This window comes from Paraburkholderia sp. BL10I2N1 (assembly GCF_004361815.1).
Lineage (GTDB): Bacteria > Pseudomonadota > Gammaproteobacteria > Burkholderiales > Burkholderiaceae > Paraburkholderia.
In genome coordinates, this window is the sequence record NZ_SNWA01000001.1 from 3,528,678 (window position 1) to 3,542,716 (window position 14,039).

A 14,039-nucleotide genomic window follows, 5' to 3' on the forward strand; every position below is an offset into this window, starting at 1 on the left:
ATGACCGGGCCACCGTGCGCGCCGACGTTCTCGGCGGTCGTGCTGGCTGCCGGGTTGTCATCACGGATGCAGGGTCAGCACAAGTTGCTGCTGCCGATCGGCGGACAGCCGGCCGTCAGGCGCACAGTGAGTGCACTCGCCGCAGCGGGCCCGGAGGAAATCGTGGTGGTGACCGGCTTCAAAGGGCGTGCCGTCATGGAAGCGCTGGATGGCTTGCCGGTCAGGTTCCAGAGCAATCCGCGCTACGAAGAAGGACAAATGACGTCGGTAGCGGCTGGTGTGGGCGCACTCGGCGCCCCCTGCAACGTGGTGATGGTTTGCCTCGCGGACCAGGTGCTGCTGGATGCTGCCGACTACCGGGAACTGATCGGCGCGTTTGCCGCGATGTCGCACGGGTCGATCCTGGTTCCGGTATTCAACGGGCAGCGCGGCAATCCGGTGGCTTTTTCGGCGAGCTATGCAGCAGAGGTCATCAGCGGACACGTCAATCCCGGGTGCCGCAAACTGATTGCCGAGCATCCCGAGGAGGTCTTCGTCCATGAAGCCGCGCATGATCGCTTCACGATCGATATGGACACGCCCGAGGATTACGCGCGCATTCTGGCGCGCGTCGGCTTGAATTAATCGCGGGTCAATCGTGGACGAGCGTGGAGAAAAAAAGAAATGCCCAGTCCGGAGACTGGGCAAAACCACCAGGCTTCTGGCGGAGGAGGAGTTCTATATCGGCAAGAGCAGGCCCGCGCTTTCGTCTTGCATGGCTTCCCTGTGGTGGCCGGTACTTTTACCGGCTCAATTCGTCCTGGTGCGGTCGATTAGCGACCGATCACATACACCGGCGGCGAGTACGAGCTGGCCCTCACCTCGACGCGCTGGCCAGCCTGCGTCGTACCGCTCACGCCCGGACCGAAGCCGGTTGCATCGGCTTGCGTACCGCCGTTTTGTGACGCAACGCGGGCTTCCGCAGCCTGGATGTCGGACGGGTAATACGGGTCGCGACCGTGGGACGGGCTATAGCCGGCCTGTTCCACCTGCACCAGTTCAGCGCGAACCTGCGCACGGGTAACCGGCTGGTTCGACTGGGCGAACGACGCGACGGGAACAGCGAGCACCGCGGCGATGGCAACCGCCTGAATGAGTGACTTCATGATCATTGACCTCCACAGATTGTTTGATTGACTGCTTTCAACGCGTGCGGCCTGCAGCCGCAATCGTAGGCTCAATGGCCGAAGTACACCGAGCGCGGACCGGAAAGCGCCTCACGGGTGCCCGATTGCGACGATTGCGCGCTCACGCCGCCAATTGAGCTGTTGACTGTCGCACTGGCGCGCTCGGCCGCGACGGTCTGTGCGCTCTGGCCTTGTTGCGATGCCGGTGCGCCGACGCCCGGGCGATAGAACGGTGCCGGGCCATAGCCACTGGCAAAGGCGGGTGCAGCGATCGACACAGAGGCAGCAACCAGCAGGGCAGCGATAAGCTTGTTCGTCATGACTGGACTCCAATAACGTTTTGACTTCGATTCAGGAAGGCGTCGTGACAGGCACCGGTGAGGTGTGTCCGCAACGTCGATGGAGGCAGTCTATATCGTTGCTATTGAATATTTGTATCGATAGCCTGAAATGATATTTCGCGATTTGCTGCCAATCCCGGTGGTATCGCAGCAAGCGGATTTGATGTGTGAGACGTCCTCGACAGTTCAAACCACTATGACGATCGGCGGTCAAAGATATGGAATACTCGTGCAGGCAGGAGGCGCGATGGACACCAGATCAATGCTGCGGTGCATTTGCGCCGGTTTGCTTGCATGCACCTTTATCGTCATTCTTGCTGGATGCGATACGCTGGACGCGCCGCGAGCGCTCGAATGGCCGGGTCCGCACGCGCCGTATCCTTTCCCGGACGACATTCCTCACCGCACCGAATGAGCGGATGCGCCTGGGCGTCTTGTCGACCGCCTGAATCGGCGCCCTCGCGTTGATCCGTTGATCGTCCGGAGCCGGTCTATCTATCCCCAATACCGAGACCTGCAGGAAACTTGCACGGTCGTTTCCTTATGCGATGTGCAATTGGACGACGATTCAATCGTATTGAGAGGAGAACAAGCCGAGTGGCACTGGCATCTATGCACGTGCTTACCCGATTCCTGGGCCTGACCTTGTTCCTGTGCGGTCCAACAGACTTTCCCGTCGGCAGTTGGACCTGCGATTGACGACTTCCGCGTGCGTGCGATGACCCGTTCCCTGAAACGGCGCTCTTCGCGCCCCGTTGTTCCCGCACTGCGGCATGCGATGCGGAGGAGGGTATGGCGGACCTGCAGCTAGACAATGAAGAACTTTCGCGGACCGTCGCAGATTTGCCGTGCCCGCCTGGTTTGCCGCTGCTGGGAAATCTTTTCCAGCTCGCGCCCGCGAAATTTCACCTGACACTCGAGCAATGGGCGAAGCGACTCGGTTCGCCATACCGGGTTCAGCTTGGCACCATTCCGATGACCGTGTGGACCCAGGCGGACCTGTTCCAGACTGTCATGCGGGAACGTCCTCACCGGTATCGACGCTTTGCTCCCATTGAGTCCGTGATGGCCGAGCTTGGCGGCAACGGTCTCTTTTCCGCCGAAGGCGCTGCCTGGGAACCGCAGCGCCGGCTTGTCATGCACGCGCTGTCCTTTTCCAACATCAAGGCCTTCTACCCAACGCTTGCAGCGATCACCGAGCGTCTTTACGTTCATCTGCAACACGCGGCAGCGCGAAATCGAACGCTCGAAATGACAGAGGAACTCAAGCGCTACACAGTGGACGTGACAAGTGCGCTCGCATTCGGCGAAGACCCCCACACGATCGAACAGGAGCAGGGCGTCATCCAGGAGCAGCTTGCGGAGATAATGCCTGCACTGCAGAGGCGTGTTACTGCGCTATTTCCTTACTGGCGCTACGTTACGCTTCCCCGCGACCGGCGCCTGAACCAGGCGATGGTGGAGGTGCATCGCTACGTTCAGAGAATGATCGAAAGAGCGCGAGAGCGCATGCGCGAGTTGCCTGGCGAGATGCCGCGCAACCTGCTCGAAGCGATGCTCGCGGCGCGCGACGAGCCACACTCGACGATCACGGACGAACAGATCGCCGCGAACGTCCTCACGCTTCTGGTCGCAGGGGAGGACACGACGGCTAACGCCATTGCGTGGACCTTGATGTACCTGGCTGCGGACGTCGACCTGCAGGATCGGCTTTTCGAACATTCCCGTCAGGCGCTCGGTCAGTCGGCCGTCTGCCCGGACTACGACGCACTCAAGCACCTTGATCTATGCGAGGCGGTCTGCGATGAGGCACTCAGGCTGCGGCCAGTTGCTGCAGTACAGACCTTCGAGCCATTGGCCGATGTATGCCTTGGCGGCGTCGCTTTGCCGGCCGGCACGCGGATGCTATTCCTCACGCGGCCGGCCATGCTGGATCCCCATAATTTTGCGCATCCGGAAGCGTTCGACGCTGACCGCTGGAAACATCCGCACGCCCCATCGGAAGGCGCGCACGAACAGAGGGCCTATCTGACATTCGGCGCGGGACCGCGAGTCTGCCCCGGGCGTTATCTCGCGGGCGTCGAGATGAGACTGATTGTTTCGATGCTGGTGGCCCACTTCAGGATCGAACTGACAATCGACCCAGCCAAGATCAAGGAGGTATCCGCCTTCACGATGGTGCCGGCCAGGATGCCGGTGAGACTACGCTTTCGTACCTGATCGACTGTCGGTCCGACGCACCCGCTGCTGGCGCAGCGGCTCCGTTTCTTCGGTTCCGATCCAGACCACGCTTACGTATTTTGAAGTTCCGACAGTTGGCCGCCGCGGCTGTGCACACCGTAGGACCGTGTCAATCAGCCGGGCGTCTGTCGGCGAGGGCGCGCTCGCAATCCGCCAGCACCTGCTGGACCAGCCTTGCCTGGAGATTGAGGTCGTCCGTATCCAGAATCTCTTCAACGGCGTCCCGCGCCCATTCGGCGTCGACAAACCAGGCATGCTGACGGGCGATGTCCAGCGCGAGCGCAGACAGCCTGGCGATACTCAGCCAGTCGGCGTCCCGCATGCGACGGTCCAGCCATTTGTGTGCCGCCTGCACGTGAAATGACGCGTCCGGCCAGGTCCCGTTCAGGTACCAGGCTCCAAGGCTCCCACAGGTGAGCCAGCAGAGGAGTTCCACGCGGTCACGTGGGCTCAGTTGGTGGCGTACATCACTCATGGCGACGCTCGCGACTGTGAATTGCGTTCAGTTCCCGACGGCGCATGGGCCGTCCACTGATGCAATTACACGATATCACGGGGTGGAGTCAATGAGGTGGACGGGCGTTCCGGCAGCCGGCGTGCATGACGTCGGGCGGCCGCCGGTGGCAGCGGCTTACCCCTGGATTGCCAACTCATCGATTGGGGGCGACATGCGTCGAGTGGCGCGTACATCGATCTTCGGGACGCCGGGTTCGGGGATCGCGCCACAAACGAACCGACGACATGACGCAGGTTGTCGATGTTTGATTATTTGCTCAACGCCGACAGGTTCAACGCGTGCGAGCGGCCGATCCACGCAGCGGCGTCCCGATGGTCACGCAACGGGTTGCCCGTGTTCGGATGAAGGAACACATCGAGTTCGCCGTGATTCAACGAGAGCCACGCGAAAATCGAGGCGAAATGCTCACGCTCGAATGCGAGTTGGTACGACCATAGTGGATGGGGACCAACCGGGCGCTCGTGGAAGCGGCCCATTTGCAACATGCCTCCGAAGCGGGCTTCGATAGCCTCCCTGAAAGTCCACGCCGCATCGCGACTCGAAGAATCGAAATAGATGTGCGCGTGCCAGTTCAGGATTTCAGCAGGATCGATATAGGTCATGGTGGGCTCAAACAGGTGGGGGCGGTCAGACGGATATTCTGCTCGAATTTCAACCACCCATCGCGTCGGGCTTCGGCGGACGCAGGGCATGCGCGAATCTTCCGCCACGCGAGCGGACACGGCGCTCAACGGGTCCACCGGGTGCGGTCGCGTAGGTGCCGTTGACCACAAGAAGTGCAATCCCGTCGTCGTTCACTGCTCGCGCACGATCATGCTGATGCGGGCGCAGTCAGGTTCCTGCCCAGCCGCAACATGCCGTCGAAAATTGCCTCGGCAACGTCCATCGGAAAGTCTTGCGGCAGGAGGGCCGAAACCTTGTCGATCACGCCCCTGGTTCGCGCGGTCAGTTGACCGATCATTTCCTCGACCGCTGCCTCTGAAAACCCAACGCGCTGCCCCTGGGCGATCCACTGGCGGTGCTGGATCTGGTTGAGCAGATAGTGGACGTTCTTGCTGCGCACAGCCATCGCAAGTTTCACCTTGTGCGCGGACAAACGATTGGCGCCCGTGCCGATGATCGGGTGGGCGGAAAGGACGTCATAGAGAGGCGTGGATTCGTAACGGTTGCCCGCGAGGTGGGCGATGCTGAAGTTCTTCGCGTGACCATCGGTCGCGGCAAGCATCCAGAAGAGTATCTGCGTCATGAAGAAGTTGCGCCTGTCCACCGCTGCGCGTTCTGACCCGGAGAGCACTTCCATGATCTCCTCGATACCGGGCCCGCCGTCAGACTGGTACTTGTGAAGGGGCGGCGTGCCAGTGGCCTGACACATATCCTCCTGCGGCAGTCGCAAAATCCATGTTGCATCGCTTGATAGCCTGCGGTCGAATCGTTCGACCATGAGCACTTTCAGATCCTCGAACCTGGCGATCTCGCAGTGGGCGATGGGCAGGCCATAGGCTGCGACGATTTTCGAACAGAGCCACTCATTTTCCACCGAGGTCCGCATGTCGGCCTGCATGTTGCCGACAAGTCCCAGCGGCAACTTGAGGATATGCGTGGTCGGTGTGCTGCCCTCGGGCAGAAGCCAGCGGTTGTCGTGCCGAAGAAGGGCGGTTTTTTCCTGCGCGCCTGCGATCGACAGCCGCAGATCATCCACCGGTTCGTGCTGCCCCAGGTAGGGCGCCGAAGTCGTATCGCGCAGCAGACGGGCGATCTCTGCGTCGCTGAGCGCGTGTCCCCGGATGCTCTCCAGGTCGACAGGCTCCTCGTCAGGCGGCAGCATCTGGATGGCGCCGACGCAGTCGCGGCCGAGCCTTGCGAGAAGCTGGAAAGGTGCGGTACCACCTGATCTGTAGCGTGTGGCGAGTCGGCGCCGGATCGGCTCGCTGTCGGGAAGAAGGTTGTCGAAATAGTCTGTGACGACCCGGCCACGAAAAGGCTGGTTGCCCGGCGTAAAGGGAAGCGATAACGAGAGCGGACGCCCCTGCGGATCGTCGATCCAGTCTTCCCGATACACCAGACGCTCGCCGCCGGGTGTGGTCTCCCAGTACCCAACGGGCAAACCATTCATCCACAGGTTGAGGCGATTCGTTTGCGTGCGGCGCGCCATTCTTACCAGTTCTCCCTTTTCTTGTTGACGCCCCCAGTCTCTCTGGCACTTCGTCGGGTATCTGGCCCGGGATCGCCGCTGCCTTTCCGGGTAGTCGTCGCGCTGGTCCGTTTCGCCGCAGTCTCCTTCTTGCGAGGGTGCTCGGGCGTGCGTTTTCCGCGGCCGGCGCCTGCGGCGGATGCTGTCTTCGCGGGGCGGGCCACAGCCAGCCGTTCTTCGGCAGGCATGCCGCCTGGAGAAGGAGGGGCGGCAATCATTCCAACGCCACCGTCCTGCTTCGGCCGGACAGCCGTTTGGGTCAACGTCAGATCGACATCCAGCACGCGCAGGACCCTGAATAGCCTATCCACGCTGACGGCGGCAGGATTGGCCTCAAGCTGCGCGTAAGTCTGCTGCGTCACGCCGAGGTGACTGGCCATCATGGCCTGCGTGAGTCCGGCTGCTTTCCGGAATCCCTGCAGGATGGGCCGCAACTGGCCAAGCGTCTTGATGGGGTAGTCCACAGCAGATCTCCAGTCCGTACCCAGGCATCGATACAGGTTACAGCCTGTTAATTTGGATAACAGTCTATACCCTGTATTTTTAAAATACAAGTTATCATCTGTAAATCGGGAATACAGCCTTTAGACTGATGCCCGACGTCCTGCCTGATGCGGAAGCGTCGCTGCCGGGATGCGGGCGTTCGGCCGTATGAAAACTGTCAACGATGCACCGTGATCAGAGAGCGGGGGATCGCAGGTCGAGTAGCCGTTCAGGCATGAGCGAAGCAGGCGGCGACAGGTCTGCGCTCCGCGTTAGAACAACGCCGAGGCGCAATGCTCTCGCCTGACGGACGTGCACATCGCGATCGTTGGAGAACTCTCTCGGCTAGTCCGTCGTGCTGGAGCAAATTGTCCGTGCCGCCAGCGCTCGGGTGATGGCGTCGACCTCGGCTGCAAGCGTGGCATCCAGCGCACGCGGGTTCGGACGGACAGCGATGCGGTCTTTGACATAGGCTCCTGTAATCGTGGCCCAGTCCGGCGCCAACGCGACGTGCAAAGGGGTGTCTGCGCCTTGTTCTTCCGTTCTCAAAAACGGAGCCATCAGCCGCCAGGCAATACCGATTGCACCCCCTTCGCGTATCAGGCCCGTAGCCACCATGCCGGGATGTACGACGTTGGCGACGACACCGCTGCCGCGCAGACGCTCCGCCCGCGCGAAAGTCGACATTATCATTGCGAGCTTTGACTGTCCGTAGGCTCGCAACATTCCCCAGTGCCGGGTGAGTTCCAGATCTTCCAGGTCGATCCGGGCACGGTCGGAGGTTGAGGAGCCCAGGTTCACAATCCGCGACGGGCTGCCTGCCAGAAGTGCCCCCTCCACCGCGTCGGTCAGGATCAATGGAGCAAGATGGTTCACCGCCAGGATCATCTCGTGGCCTTCCGTGGTCATCTGGCGCCGGGCCGTGAACGTGCCGGCATTGTTGACCAGCAGAGACAGCCGCGGGTGCGCCGCTGCGATCTCCCTACCGAGGCGTTGTGTAGCGCGAAGCGAACTCAAGTCGGTCAATGCAAGTTCCGTGCTGGAAGCTGGAGCTTGCTCTGCAATCCATGTGGCAACGGCATTTCCGCTTTCACTGTTCCGGCATACCAGAATGACATGGTGCCCAGCGCGTGCCAGTCCCAGTGCGATCCAGCGGCCGATGCCGCCTGCGGCACCCGTGACCACGGACACCATCCGGGCAGTCCGATCCATAGAAGCCTGTCCTCGAGCCATTAACTGGGTCAGTTAGAAAGTTCTCGTGTCTTGAACGTCGTCCTGGCGTGCGGGGGGCATGCTTCTTTTCTTTGCTGCAGATACTCAACCTCGAACGGCAGGGCAACCGGCACGAACGGGTGGAATCCGTAGTGACCGACTGAATTCATACAACCGCGCTCAGGAAGCTTCGGCGGCAGCGAGCTTGACAAACAGTCTGGCTGCTTCATTGCCATGGGACAACGCGCGCAGTGCAAGGGAGAGCGCTAGCTGTGCGTCGTGGGCGACTGCGCCACGGTCTTGATCGAAGTGCTTGACGGCGAGGCGCATATGGAGCGCGGCCTGTTCGTGAAGCTCCGCTGCCGTTGCGTGATGCGCTGCCACATGCGCGCTGTTTACGCCAGAACCAGTCGATGCAGGCGTTATCGGTGGTGGAGGGGCGCTGTGTGCACCCGCGTCGTGTGCCCGATCGATGGCGTGCAACGCATGACCATGCGCCATCATCGCCTGGTGTGCGGCGTGGGCGTAGTCTTTGCCGACCTCGAAATGCCGCGATGCCTCATGGTGATATCGCGCTGCCTGCTCGTGATGTGAGGCCGCGGCTTCAAGATGTCCCTTTTTGCTGTGTTTCGTGTTCATGGCGGCTCCTGTACGACTGCGTGACTGAGTTCGATAACGGCCGGTCCGCAGACGGAGCGGCAAGTCGGAAACCACTGGATTCGAATTTACACGCTCTTGCGGCTTCAATGAGTGACTCTCGTGAAACGAGTACTTTCCACGATGCGAGGTTGCAGGCTGATTTGAGGGGTAATCAGGTACCGCTCCGACAGAACCATGCACAGATACCGAAAGCGGTTCGGCAAACACGGATGCAACTTGAGACCGGGAGGCAGAAACCGGCATCTGAGATCAATGGGCTGTTGTCGGTCCTGGAACGCACGGTATTGACGTTGCGCGGCAACGAACTGGAGCAACAGATGCGTTGACGATGACAGCGTTTTGCTCATGTGATGCGTATCGGTTCTCACCGGGCAGCGGCTGAAATTGCAATGGTGGCTCAACGCGGCCGTTAGCCGCGAGCGAGGAAGGGCGCGTGTCGCGCCGATATCCGGAATGGGGTGGCACGCTCGGGATAATCAGGCAATATTTGGCGGATCAGCGTTTTAGCCCAGATAACCGGGAAAATCACGGATGTATCTAACGCCGCTGAAGAACACAAACTCCTTCGGAGAAGTTGATGAGCAGTGAAAAATCCAGGCGCGCACGTCGCGCTGCCGAAAGCCTTTTCTCGGGGCTTCAGACAGAGGGCGCTACCTCGGCTAGCCGGCCGGCGAACCCGTTCGACAATGAACCATTCGAGGCTGCCGGCATGCCAGCGGAGACCCGGGACGAACTTGTCACCTTGCCGCCAGAGATTGAGTTGCCTCCGGGCTACGAGGACGCAGCACATATGCGCGATGCACTTGCGCGCGCGTGGCGCATGGATTGGATCAAGGTAGGAAATGACGCCTCTGTGGTCAAGGGTGTGATTGACGGACCAATACCGACATCCATCTGCTCACCCGCTCGGCGCCAACGAACGGCCATCTCACCGCTGCGCTGAAAGCCGATTTTCCGGTGCTTACGCGTCACCAGATGCGCTTGGCGGATTCTGCGCGCCAGTCGTCCAAAGCGAGACTCACATTGGTTCGGATGTCTACGCCCATTTGGTCGTTCCTGCTTGCGCGCCCACAAAGTAGCAAGCCAGCGACCGCAACGGCAGAGCTAGGGTCATTCATGATCTTTCAGCTGAAGCAGCGTTGTGCGTCGCGAAGGCCTGCCCACAATGGACGGCAGTCAGTCGAGGCCGCGGCAAAATGCAAAATGTGAAGGTTTTCCTTGCGTTCAGCGATCGCGCGGATGCGGCTGTATCCGTCGCGGAAGGTCCTGAGGATCTGGAGCTCGTCGGCCCGTCTTCAAGCCAGAAATGGACCTCGAGCGCTGCGGTCGTGATGATGCATTCGACGATGGTGTGCCCTCTGAGGAGACGGAATGACACGCCTTGCCGGTTTGCCAGCAGCTGCGGCTCGAATTCAGGTTTTTCCATGACGGGTTTCAGGGCGTTGTCGTTCGAGCGGGTAAAGCGGAATGCGTATCGGTCTGATGAGGTTGGCGCTTGTCGGCGCGCGCGACGCGCCAAGCGCCGATGCCGTCTTGCCGCCGCGCACCTTGATGGCCGCAAACGGATTGGCCAGCACGTAGCCCTGTTCCACCAGCCGGCGGAACAGGGCGCCGAGCATCGATAGCGCGTGCGCGACCGAGCGCGCCGACGGGGTGCCGTTAAACGGCCGCCAGTCCGGCGACGTGCGGGGGCGCATCGGGCCGATCCAGCGTCCCCGCGGCGACGGATGGCGCAGGAATGTCCGGTACGCGATCGCGTCTTCGGTTGTGAGCGACGACAGCGCGCGGCCGCGCTCGACGATGGCCGGGGGATCAGCCGCTCGGCTTCCTTGCAATAGGTCCGCTGCGTGGCGGGCGTCTCGTGCAGGGACAGCCACGTCTGCACGGCCTCGTAGTCGTTGGACGCGTCGAGCGTGCAGGTGGCGGGCGGTGCGCGGAACGTGCCGGCGGAGCCGTCGACCTCGTGCGGCAGTTTGAGAGTTTCCCACGGCACGATGTCGCCGCGCTGGCTCGCGATCACCAGCGCACGCGCCCTGTCCGTGAGGGCCGGCCAGGCGGCAAAGAGCGCCTCGATCGCACGGGCGCTCACCATGCCCAACCCGGGCACGGCATTCCACCACTGGCCCCGGCGCGGAATGCGCACGGTCAGATCGGCGAGCGTCGTGATGCCGTACGCGTACAGCACGCGCACCGCGCGCGGGGAAAACCACTGCGCGACGTCGTCGGCGATCTGCGGTTCCGGAGGGCGCGCTGTGCGCAGCGCATCGATCGCCTGCGCCCCGCCTTTTGCGTGCTGCTCGCGTCCCGCTGCCGGATAATTAAGTAGTGCTACTAGATCGTCGGCGATGGGCCGCGCCTGCAACGTCCAGCAGCTTGCTGCGGGCGCGCCCGGGCACGCCGCGCCCCGATTTCCCGTCACCGAGTGCGGAGGGCAGGTAACGCGCGACGGCCTGCCGCACGGTTACGCCGACGTACCACGCGCGCAGCACGGCAAGCTCGTCGGCATCGGGAAAACTGGATGCAGCGTCAGCAGCAGGCGCAGGGGGACAGGGCCAGGCGCGTTTTCATAGCCATTTTAGGGCAAAAACAGGCGCATTTAGATAGGAAAACTTATACTAATAGCCCGATCCGGTGCCACATTTTTCGCAACCGCTTATTCACGGATTGGATGCGAGGACCCGTCGGAGGGATGGGTGGTGCGACGCCCAACGGATCAAGCAAGAATGCCCGCGATTCGGCATGAGTCGAGCGACGCTGCTACCAATGAGCGGACGGTTGCTCAGATATCGAAGTGACGGGGCGTGTCGAGCTTTGCCGCCATCGCGTCGCCGGCGCGCGTCTCTACAAGTTTGCGTTGTCCGGCCAGATAACCTTCCGCTGACGGATGATGAAGCGAGTCGTCGGCGTCGCGATGAACACACCTTCATCAGGCCGGACTCGGGCAAGGTACTGGGAATCATTGAACGCAGCTTCCAGGTCTTCCGTTGAGTCGAACCAGATTTCAGCAACGCCGGAGTAGGGTGCGATTCTTCCTTCGGGACTCAGGCTGCGGTAACGCTCGGGCATGCCATGATTCTGGACATACCGACGGATCCGATTCCAGAACGGCTTGGTATCTTCGACCAGCGGAGCATGATTATTCCGTCAGTATTCAAGAAATGACTCGTGCGTGAACCCCGATGCTGGCCGCAGGAAAGACATGAATTCTACCCCAGCGGAATTTTACCCCGGTGCGCGGACCGTCCTTGACGACTTTCTGGCGGGCGAAGATGGCCATGCAATCGGCGAGTGACAGAAACTCCTGTTCATCCGAGCGAACGAGCGCTAGATACTCTGGCTCGTCGAAGAAGTCTCTGGTCATATCCTGGCGCAGACGTTGCATTGTCTGCGCAATACCATCAAATTCTGCCTCGGTCTCGATGCTTGCGGGCATCGGAAGAACGCAGCTTTGCACGTAGCTCCCATTGTTCTTCAGGTACGCCGGGATTGCTGCTAACAGCGGTCCATTTACCTTCTTCCAGTGTTCGTTGAACTGCTCCCGGGTCTGCAGGTTCGGCGGGTTTCAAACGCAGGTCGCTACAATTAGGTCTTTAGGATTCCCATGAGAATGGACATCGTGGCATCGAGGTCGGCACTGATTTGATGACGTGGAATTCCAGCACTCGCTTTGATAGCTACCGAATGAAGTGTTGCGATCAACAGATTTGCGCAAAACCGCGCATTCACCGTAGCAGAGTCACCCGACAGGAACGTACTCGCCCATTTCTCGATGCGGCGCTCCTCTCGCTCGATAAGCTCTTTGAGAATTGCTCTTGCGTCCTCGTGGGCATTGGCCTCATCAGCGAGCACGCATGCGATGAGGCAGCCGCGGGGCCGTTCGTGATCGTAGAAGAGATGAACAATTGCTTCGGTAAAGAATGATGGATCGAAGCGTTTCCCGTCCGTCTCGTTGGGAAGACGAAGCATTGCAAAGTTTTGATAATAACGCTCCACGGCCTTAAAAAAAAGGGCGCGCTTATCGCCATAGGCGGCATAAAGACTTGGACGGTTGATCTCCATCGCGTTAGTGAGCGTGTCTAGATCGGCACCTTCATACCCCTTTTTCCAAAAAATCTCGACGGCGCGATCGAGCGCCGAATCTACGTTAAACGCGCGCGGCCGCCCGCGCCCTTTTTTTTTCTCAACTGTAAGCATGATCCGAGGGTTCCACATTTTCTTACTGCACGATACACAAATCACTTGACGAGGGCAACTGCATTCATTAACTTACTGATCAGTACACAAAGGAGAAGACACTATGGACAAAACGGCTGAACGTGCTGCGACCACCCCGACCAGGTATCTTGACGTCGATGGCGTGCGCTATGCATATCGGGAACTCGGGCCCGACAATCCGGTGGACAAGACGCCTATCCTGTTCCTCCATCGGTTCAGGGGTACGCTCGACGACTGGGATCCGGGCTTTGTCGACGCATTGGCCAAGACCCGCCACGTCATTCTGTTCAGTGATCAGGAAGTCGGTTCGTCGTCGGGATCGGCAGCGACGAGCGTGGACGAAAAGGCGCGCAACGCCGCAGATTTCGCGAAGAAACTAGGCTTTCTAACCATCGATGTGCTCGGCTTTTCCATGGGAGGGTTCGTTGCCCAGGCGATTGCGATCAATGAGCCGACGCTTGTGCGAAAGGTGATCATTGTCGGCGCGGCTGGAGGTGGCAATCCGGAAGCGGCACCGCCGACGGATATCGTGTTTGAGATTGCTCTTCGTCCTGAGTACTCTCTCGAGGATGTCCAGTATCTGTTCTTCGCGCAAGGGCGTGACGAGGAAACGCGGGCCTATCTCGATCGTCGAGCAACCCGGACTTCTAACCAGGAACCTCCTGTAACGCCCGAGGTCATCGGCAAGATGGTGTCGCTCATCGGCGACTTCATGAGCGGGAAAACCGGTCACTACGAGAAGCTGAAGGACCTTCGTCAGCCCACGCTGATCGTCTCCGGCGACAGAGATCCGTTCTTCCCTTTCAAGAACATCTGGATGCTGTATCGCGAACTGCCCAACGCACAGTTGCTGGCCTATCCCAATTCGGGCCATGGGCCGCATCAGCAGCATCCCGAAGAGGTGGCCGAGAAGATCGAATATTTCTTGTCCACGAAGTGATTGGCTCTAACTTTTTATCGGGCGGCTGATACGTTCCGTTCGGCATGGGCCGGCCGAGATTCAAACAACACAT

Annotated in this window: 14 protein-coding genes and 3 pseudogenes; 4 read left to right on the forward strand and 13 right to left on the reverse strand. The window is 60.5% G+C overall.

Translation table 11 applies throughout. The annotated features are described in order from the left end of the window. Positions 1-624 (forward strand): nucleotidyltransferase family protein, encoded by a 624-nt coding sequence (locus B0G77_RS16340; protein ID WP_133663054.1) that lies wholly within the window; start codon positions 1-3, stop codon positions 622-624. Between the two features lie 188 nt (positions 625-812). Here the strand turns inward: B0G77_RS16340 and B0G77_RS16345 are convergent, their stop codons facing one another. After that, a complete protein-coding gene (locus tag B0G77_RS16345) occupies positions 813-1,145 on the reverse strand; it encodes a DUF4148 domain-containing protein (RefSeq protein WP_133663055.1) in 333 nt (110 codons plus the stop codon). 71 nt (positions 1,146-1,216) lie between these two features. Continuing rightward, positions 1,217-1,486 (reverse strand): hypothetical protein, encoded by a 270-nt coding sequence (locus B0G77_RS16350; RefSeq protein WP_133663056.1) that lies wholly within the window; start codon positions 1,484-1,486, stop codon positions 1,217-1,219. Positions 1,487-2,299: 813 nt separating this feature from the next. Between B0G77_RS16350 and B0G77_RS16355 the strand changes: the two genes are divergently transcribed. Further along, positions 2,300-3,727, forward strand: coding sequence for a cytochrome P450 (locus tag B0G77_RS16355; protein ID WP_133663057.1), 1,428 nt, complete (start codon positions 2,300-2,302; stop codon positions 3,725-3,727). Between the two features lie 130 nt (positions 3,728-3,857). Here the strand turns inward: B0G77_RS16355 and B0G77_RS16360 are convergent, their stop codons facing one another. The 6 genes from B0G77_RS16360 to B0G77_RS43225 all read right to left on the reverse strand — a co-directional run bounded on the left by B0G77_RS16360 (position 3,858) and on the right by B0G77_RS43225 (position 8,790). Then, positions 3,858-4,223 carry a hypothetical protein gene (locus B0G77_RS16360; protein ID WP_133663058.1) on the reverse strand — a complete coding sequence of 122 codons (366 nt, stop codon included), beginning with the start codon at positions 4,221-4,223 and terminating at the stop codon, positions 3,858-3,860. 290 nt (positions 4,224-4,513) lie between these two features. Next, positions 4,514-4,867, reverse strand: a complete 354-nt coding sequence (locus tag B0G77_RS16365) for a DOPA 4,5-dioxygenase family protein (protein WP_133663059.1) — start codon at positions 4,865-4,867, stop codon at positions 4,514-4,516. Between the two features lie 209 nt (positions 4,868-5,076). Beyond that, the gene (locus B0G77_RS16370) at positions 5,077-6,417 is read right to left on the reverse strand and encodes a type II toxin-antitoxin system HipA family toxin (protein WP_133663060.1); all 1,341 of its coding nucleotides are present in this window, start codon (positions 6,415-6,417) and stop codon (positions 5,077-5,079) included. A gap of 2 nt (positions 6,418-6,419) precedes the next feature. Then, positions 6,420-6,920: a helix-turn-helix transcriptional regulator gene (locus tag B0G77_RS16375; RefSeq protein ID WP_133663061.1), complete on the reverse strand. Its 501-nt coding sequence runs from the start codon at positions 6,918-6,920 to the stop codon at positions 6,420-6,422. 364 nt (positions 6,921-7,284) lie between these two features. Next, complete coding sequence (locus B0G77_RS16380) at positions 7,285-8,151, reverse strand: SDR family NAD(P)-dependent oxidoreductase (protein ID WP_166656163.1); 867 nt, start codon at positions 8,149-8,151, stop codon at positions 7,285-7,287. 180 nt (positions 8,152-8,331) lie between these two features. Beyond that, positions 8,332-8,790 (reverse strand): hypothetical protein, encoded by a 459-nt coding sequence (locus B0G77_RS43225; protein ID WP_166656164.1) that lies wholly within the window; start codon positions 8,788-8,790, stop codon positions 8,332-8,334. A gap of 598 nt (positions 8,791-9,388) precedes the next feature. On the opposite strand from B0G77_RS43225, the gene B0G77_RS16390 reads away from it, so the two are divergent. After that, complete coding sequence (locus B0G77_RS16390) at positions 9,389-9,754, forward strand: hypothetical protein (RefSeq protein WP_133663064.1); 366 nt, start codon at positions 9,389-9,391, stop codon at positions 9,752-9,754. Positions 9,755-9,935: 181 nt separating this feature from the next. Here B0G77_RS16390 and B0G77_RS44255 read toward each other — a convergent pair. From B0G77_RS44255 to B0G77_RS16415, 5 genes and pseudogenes are all read right to left on the reverse strand, one after another. Next, positions 9,936-10,237 (reverse strand): annotated as a pseudogene (locus tag B0G77_RS44255) (DUF1488 family protein). Positions 10,238-10,349: 112 nt separating this feature from the next. Further along, a pseudogene (locus tag B0G77_RS16400) lies at positions 10,350-11,379 on the reverse strand (phage integrase family protein); the annotation flags it as partial. A 273-nt stretch (positions 11,380-11,652) separates the two neighbouring features. Beyond that, positions 11,653-11,943, reverse strand: a pseudogene (locus B0G77_RS16405) (EthD domain-containing protein); the annotation flags it as partial. A 19-nt stretch (positions 11,944-11,962) separates the two neighbouring features. Beyond that, a complete protein-coding gene (locus B0G77_RS16410; RefSeq protein ID WP_133663066.1) occupies positions 11,963-12,361 on the reverse strand; it encodes an EthD domain-containing protein in 399 nt (132 codons plus the stop codon). Positions 12,362-12,393: 32 nt separating this feature from the next. Next, positions 12,394-13,005: a TetR/AcrR family transcriptional regulator gene (locus B0G77_RS16415; protein WP_133663067.1), complete on the reverse strand. Its 612-nt coding sequence runs from the start codon at positions 13,003-13,005 to the stop codon at positions 12,394-12,396. A 103-nt stretch (positions 13,006-13,108) separates the two neighbouring features. Here B0G77_RS16415 and B0G77_RS16420 point away from each other — a divergent pair, with 103 nt between their 5' ends. Next, positions 13,109-13,966, forward strand: a complete 858-nt coding sequence (locus B0G77_RS16420; RefSeq protein WP_133663068.1) for an alpha/beta hydrolase — start codon at positions 13,109-13,111, stop codon at positions 13,964-13,966. Positions 13,967-14,039: the final 73 nt, after the last annotated feature.

Bases quoted from the DNA above. Each gene is read 5' to 3' on its own strand.
- B0G77_RS16415 (WP_133663067.1), bottom strand. From the start codon at position 13,005: ATGCTTACAGTTGAGAAAAAAAAAGGGCGCGGGCGGCCGCGCGCGTTT.
- B0G77_RS16345 (WP_133663055.1), bottom strand. From the start codon at position 1,145: ATGAAGTCACTCATTCAGGCGGTTGCCATCGCCGCGGTGCTCGCTGTT.
- B0G77_RS16360 (WP_133663058.1), bottom strand. From the start codon at position 4,223: ATGAGTGATGTACGCCACCAACTGAGCCCACGTGACCGCGTGGAACTC.
- B0G77_RS16370 (WP_133663060.1), bottom strand. From the start codon at position 6,417: ATGGCGCGCCGCACGCAAACGAATCGCCTCAACCTGTGGATGAATGGT.
- B0G77_RS16365 (WP_133663059.1), bottom strand. From the start codon at position 4,867: ATGACCTATATCGATCCTGCTGAAATCCTGAACTGGCACGCGCACATC.
- B0G77_RS43225 (WP_166656164.1), bottom strand. From the start codon at position 8,790: ATGAACACGAAACACAGCAAAAAGGGACATCTTGAAGCCGCGGCCTCA.
- B0G77_RS16340 (WP_133663054.1), top strand. From the start codon at position 1: ATGACCGGGCCACCGTGCGCGCCGACGTTCTCGGCGGTCGTGCTGGCT.
- B0G77_RS16380 (WP_166656163.1), bottom strand. From the start codon at position 8,151: ATGGATCGGACTGCCCGGATGGTGTCCGTGGTCACGGGTGCCGCAGGC.
- B0G77_RS16420 (WP_133663068.1), top strand. From the start codon at position 13,109: ATGGACAAAACGGCTGAACGTGCTGCGACCACCCCGACCAGGTATCTT.
- B0G77_RS16350 (WP_133663056.1), bottom strand. From the start codon at position 1,486: ATGACGAACAAGCTTATCGCTGCCCTGCTGGTTGCTGCCTCTGTGTCG.
- B0G77_RS16390 (WP_133663064.1), top strand. From the start codon at position 9,389: ATGAGCAGTGAAAAATCCAGGCGCGCACGTCGCGCTGCCGAAAGCCTT.
- B0G77_RS16355 (WP_133663057.1), top strand. From the start codon at position 2,300: ATGGCGGACCTGCAGCTAGACAATGAAGAACTTTCGCGGACCGTCGCA.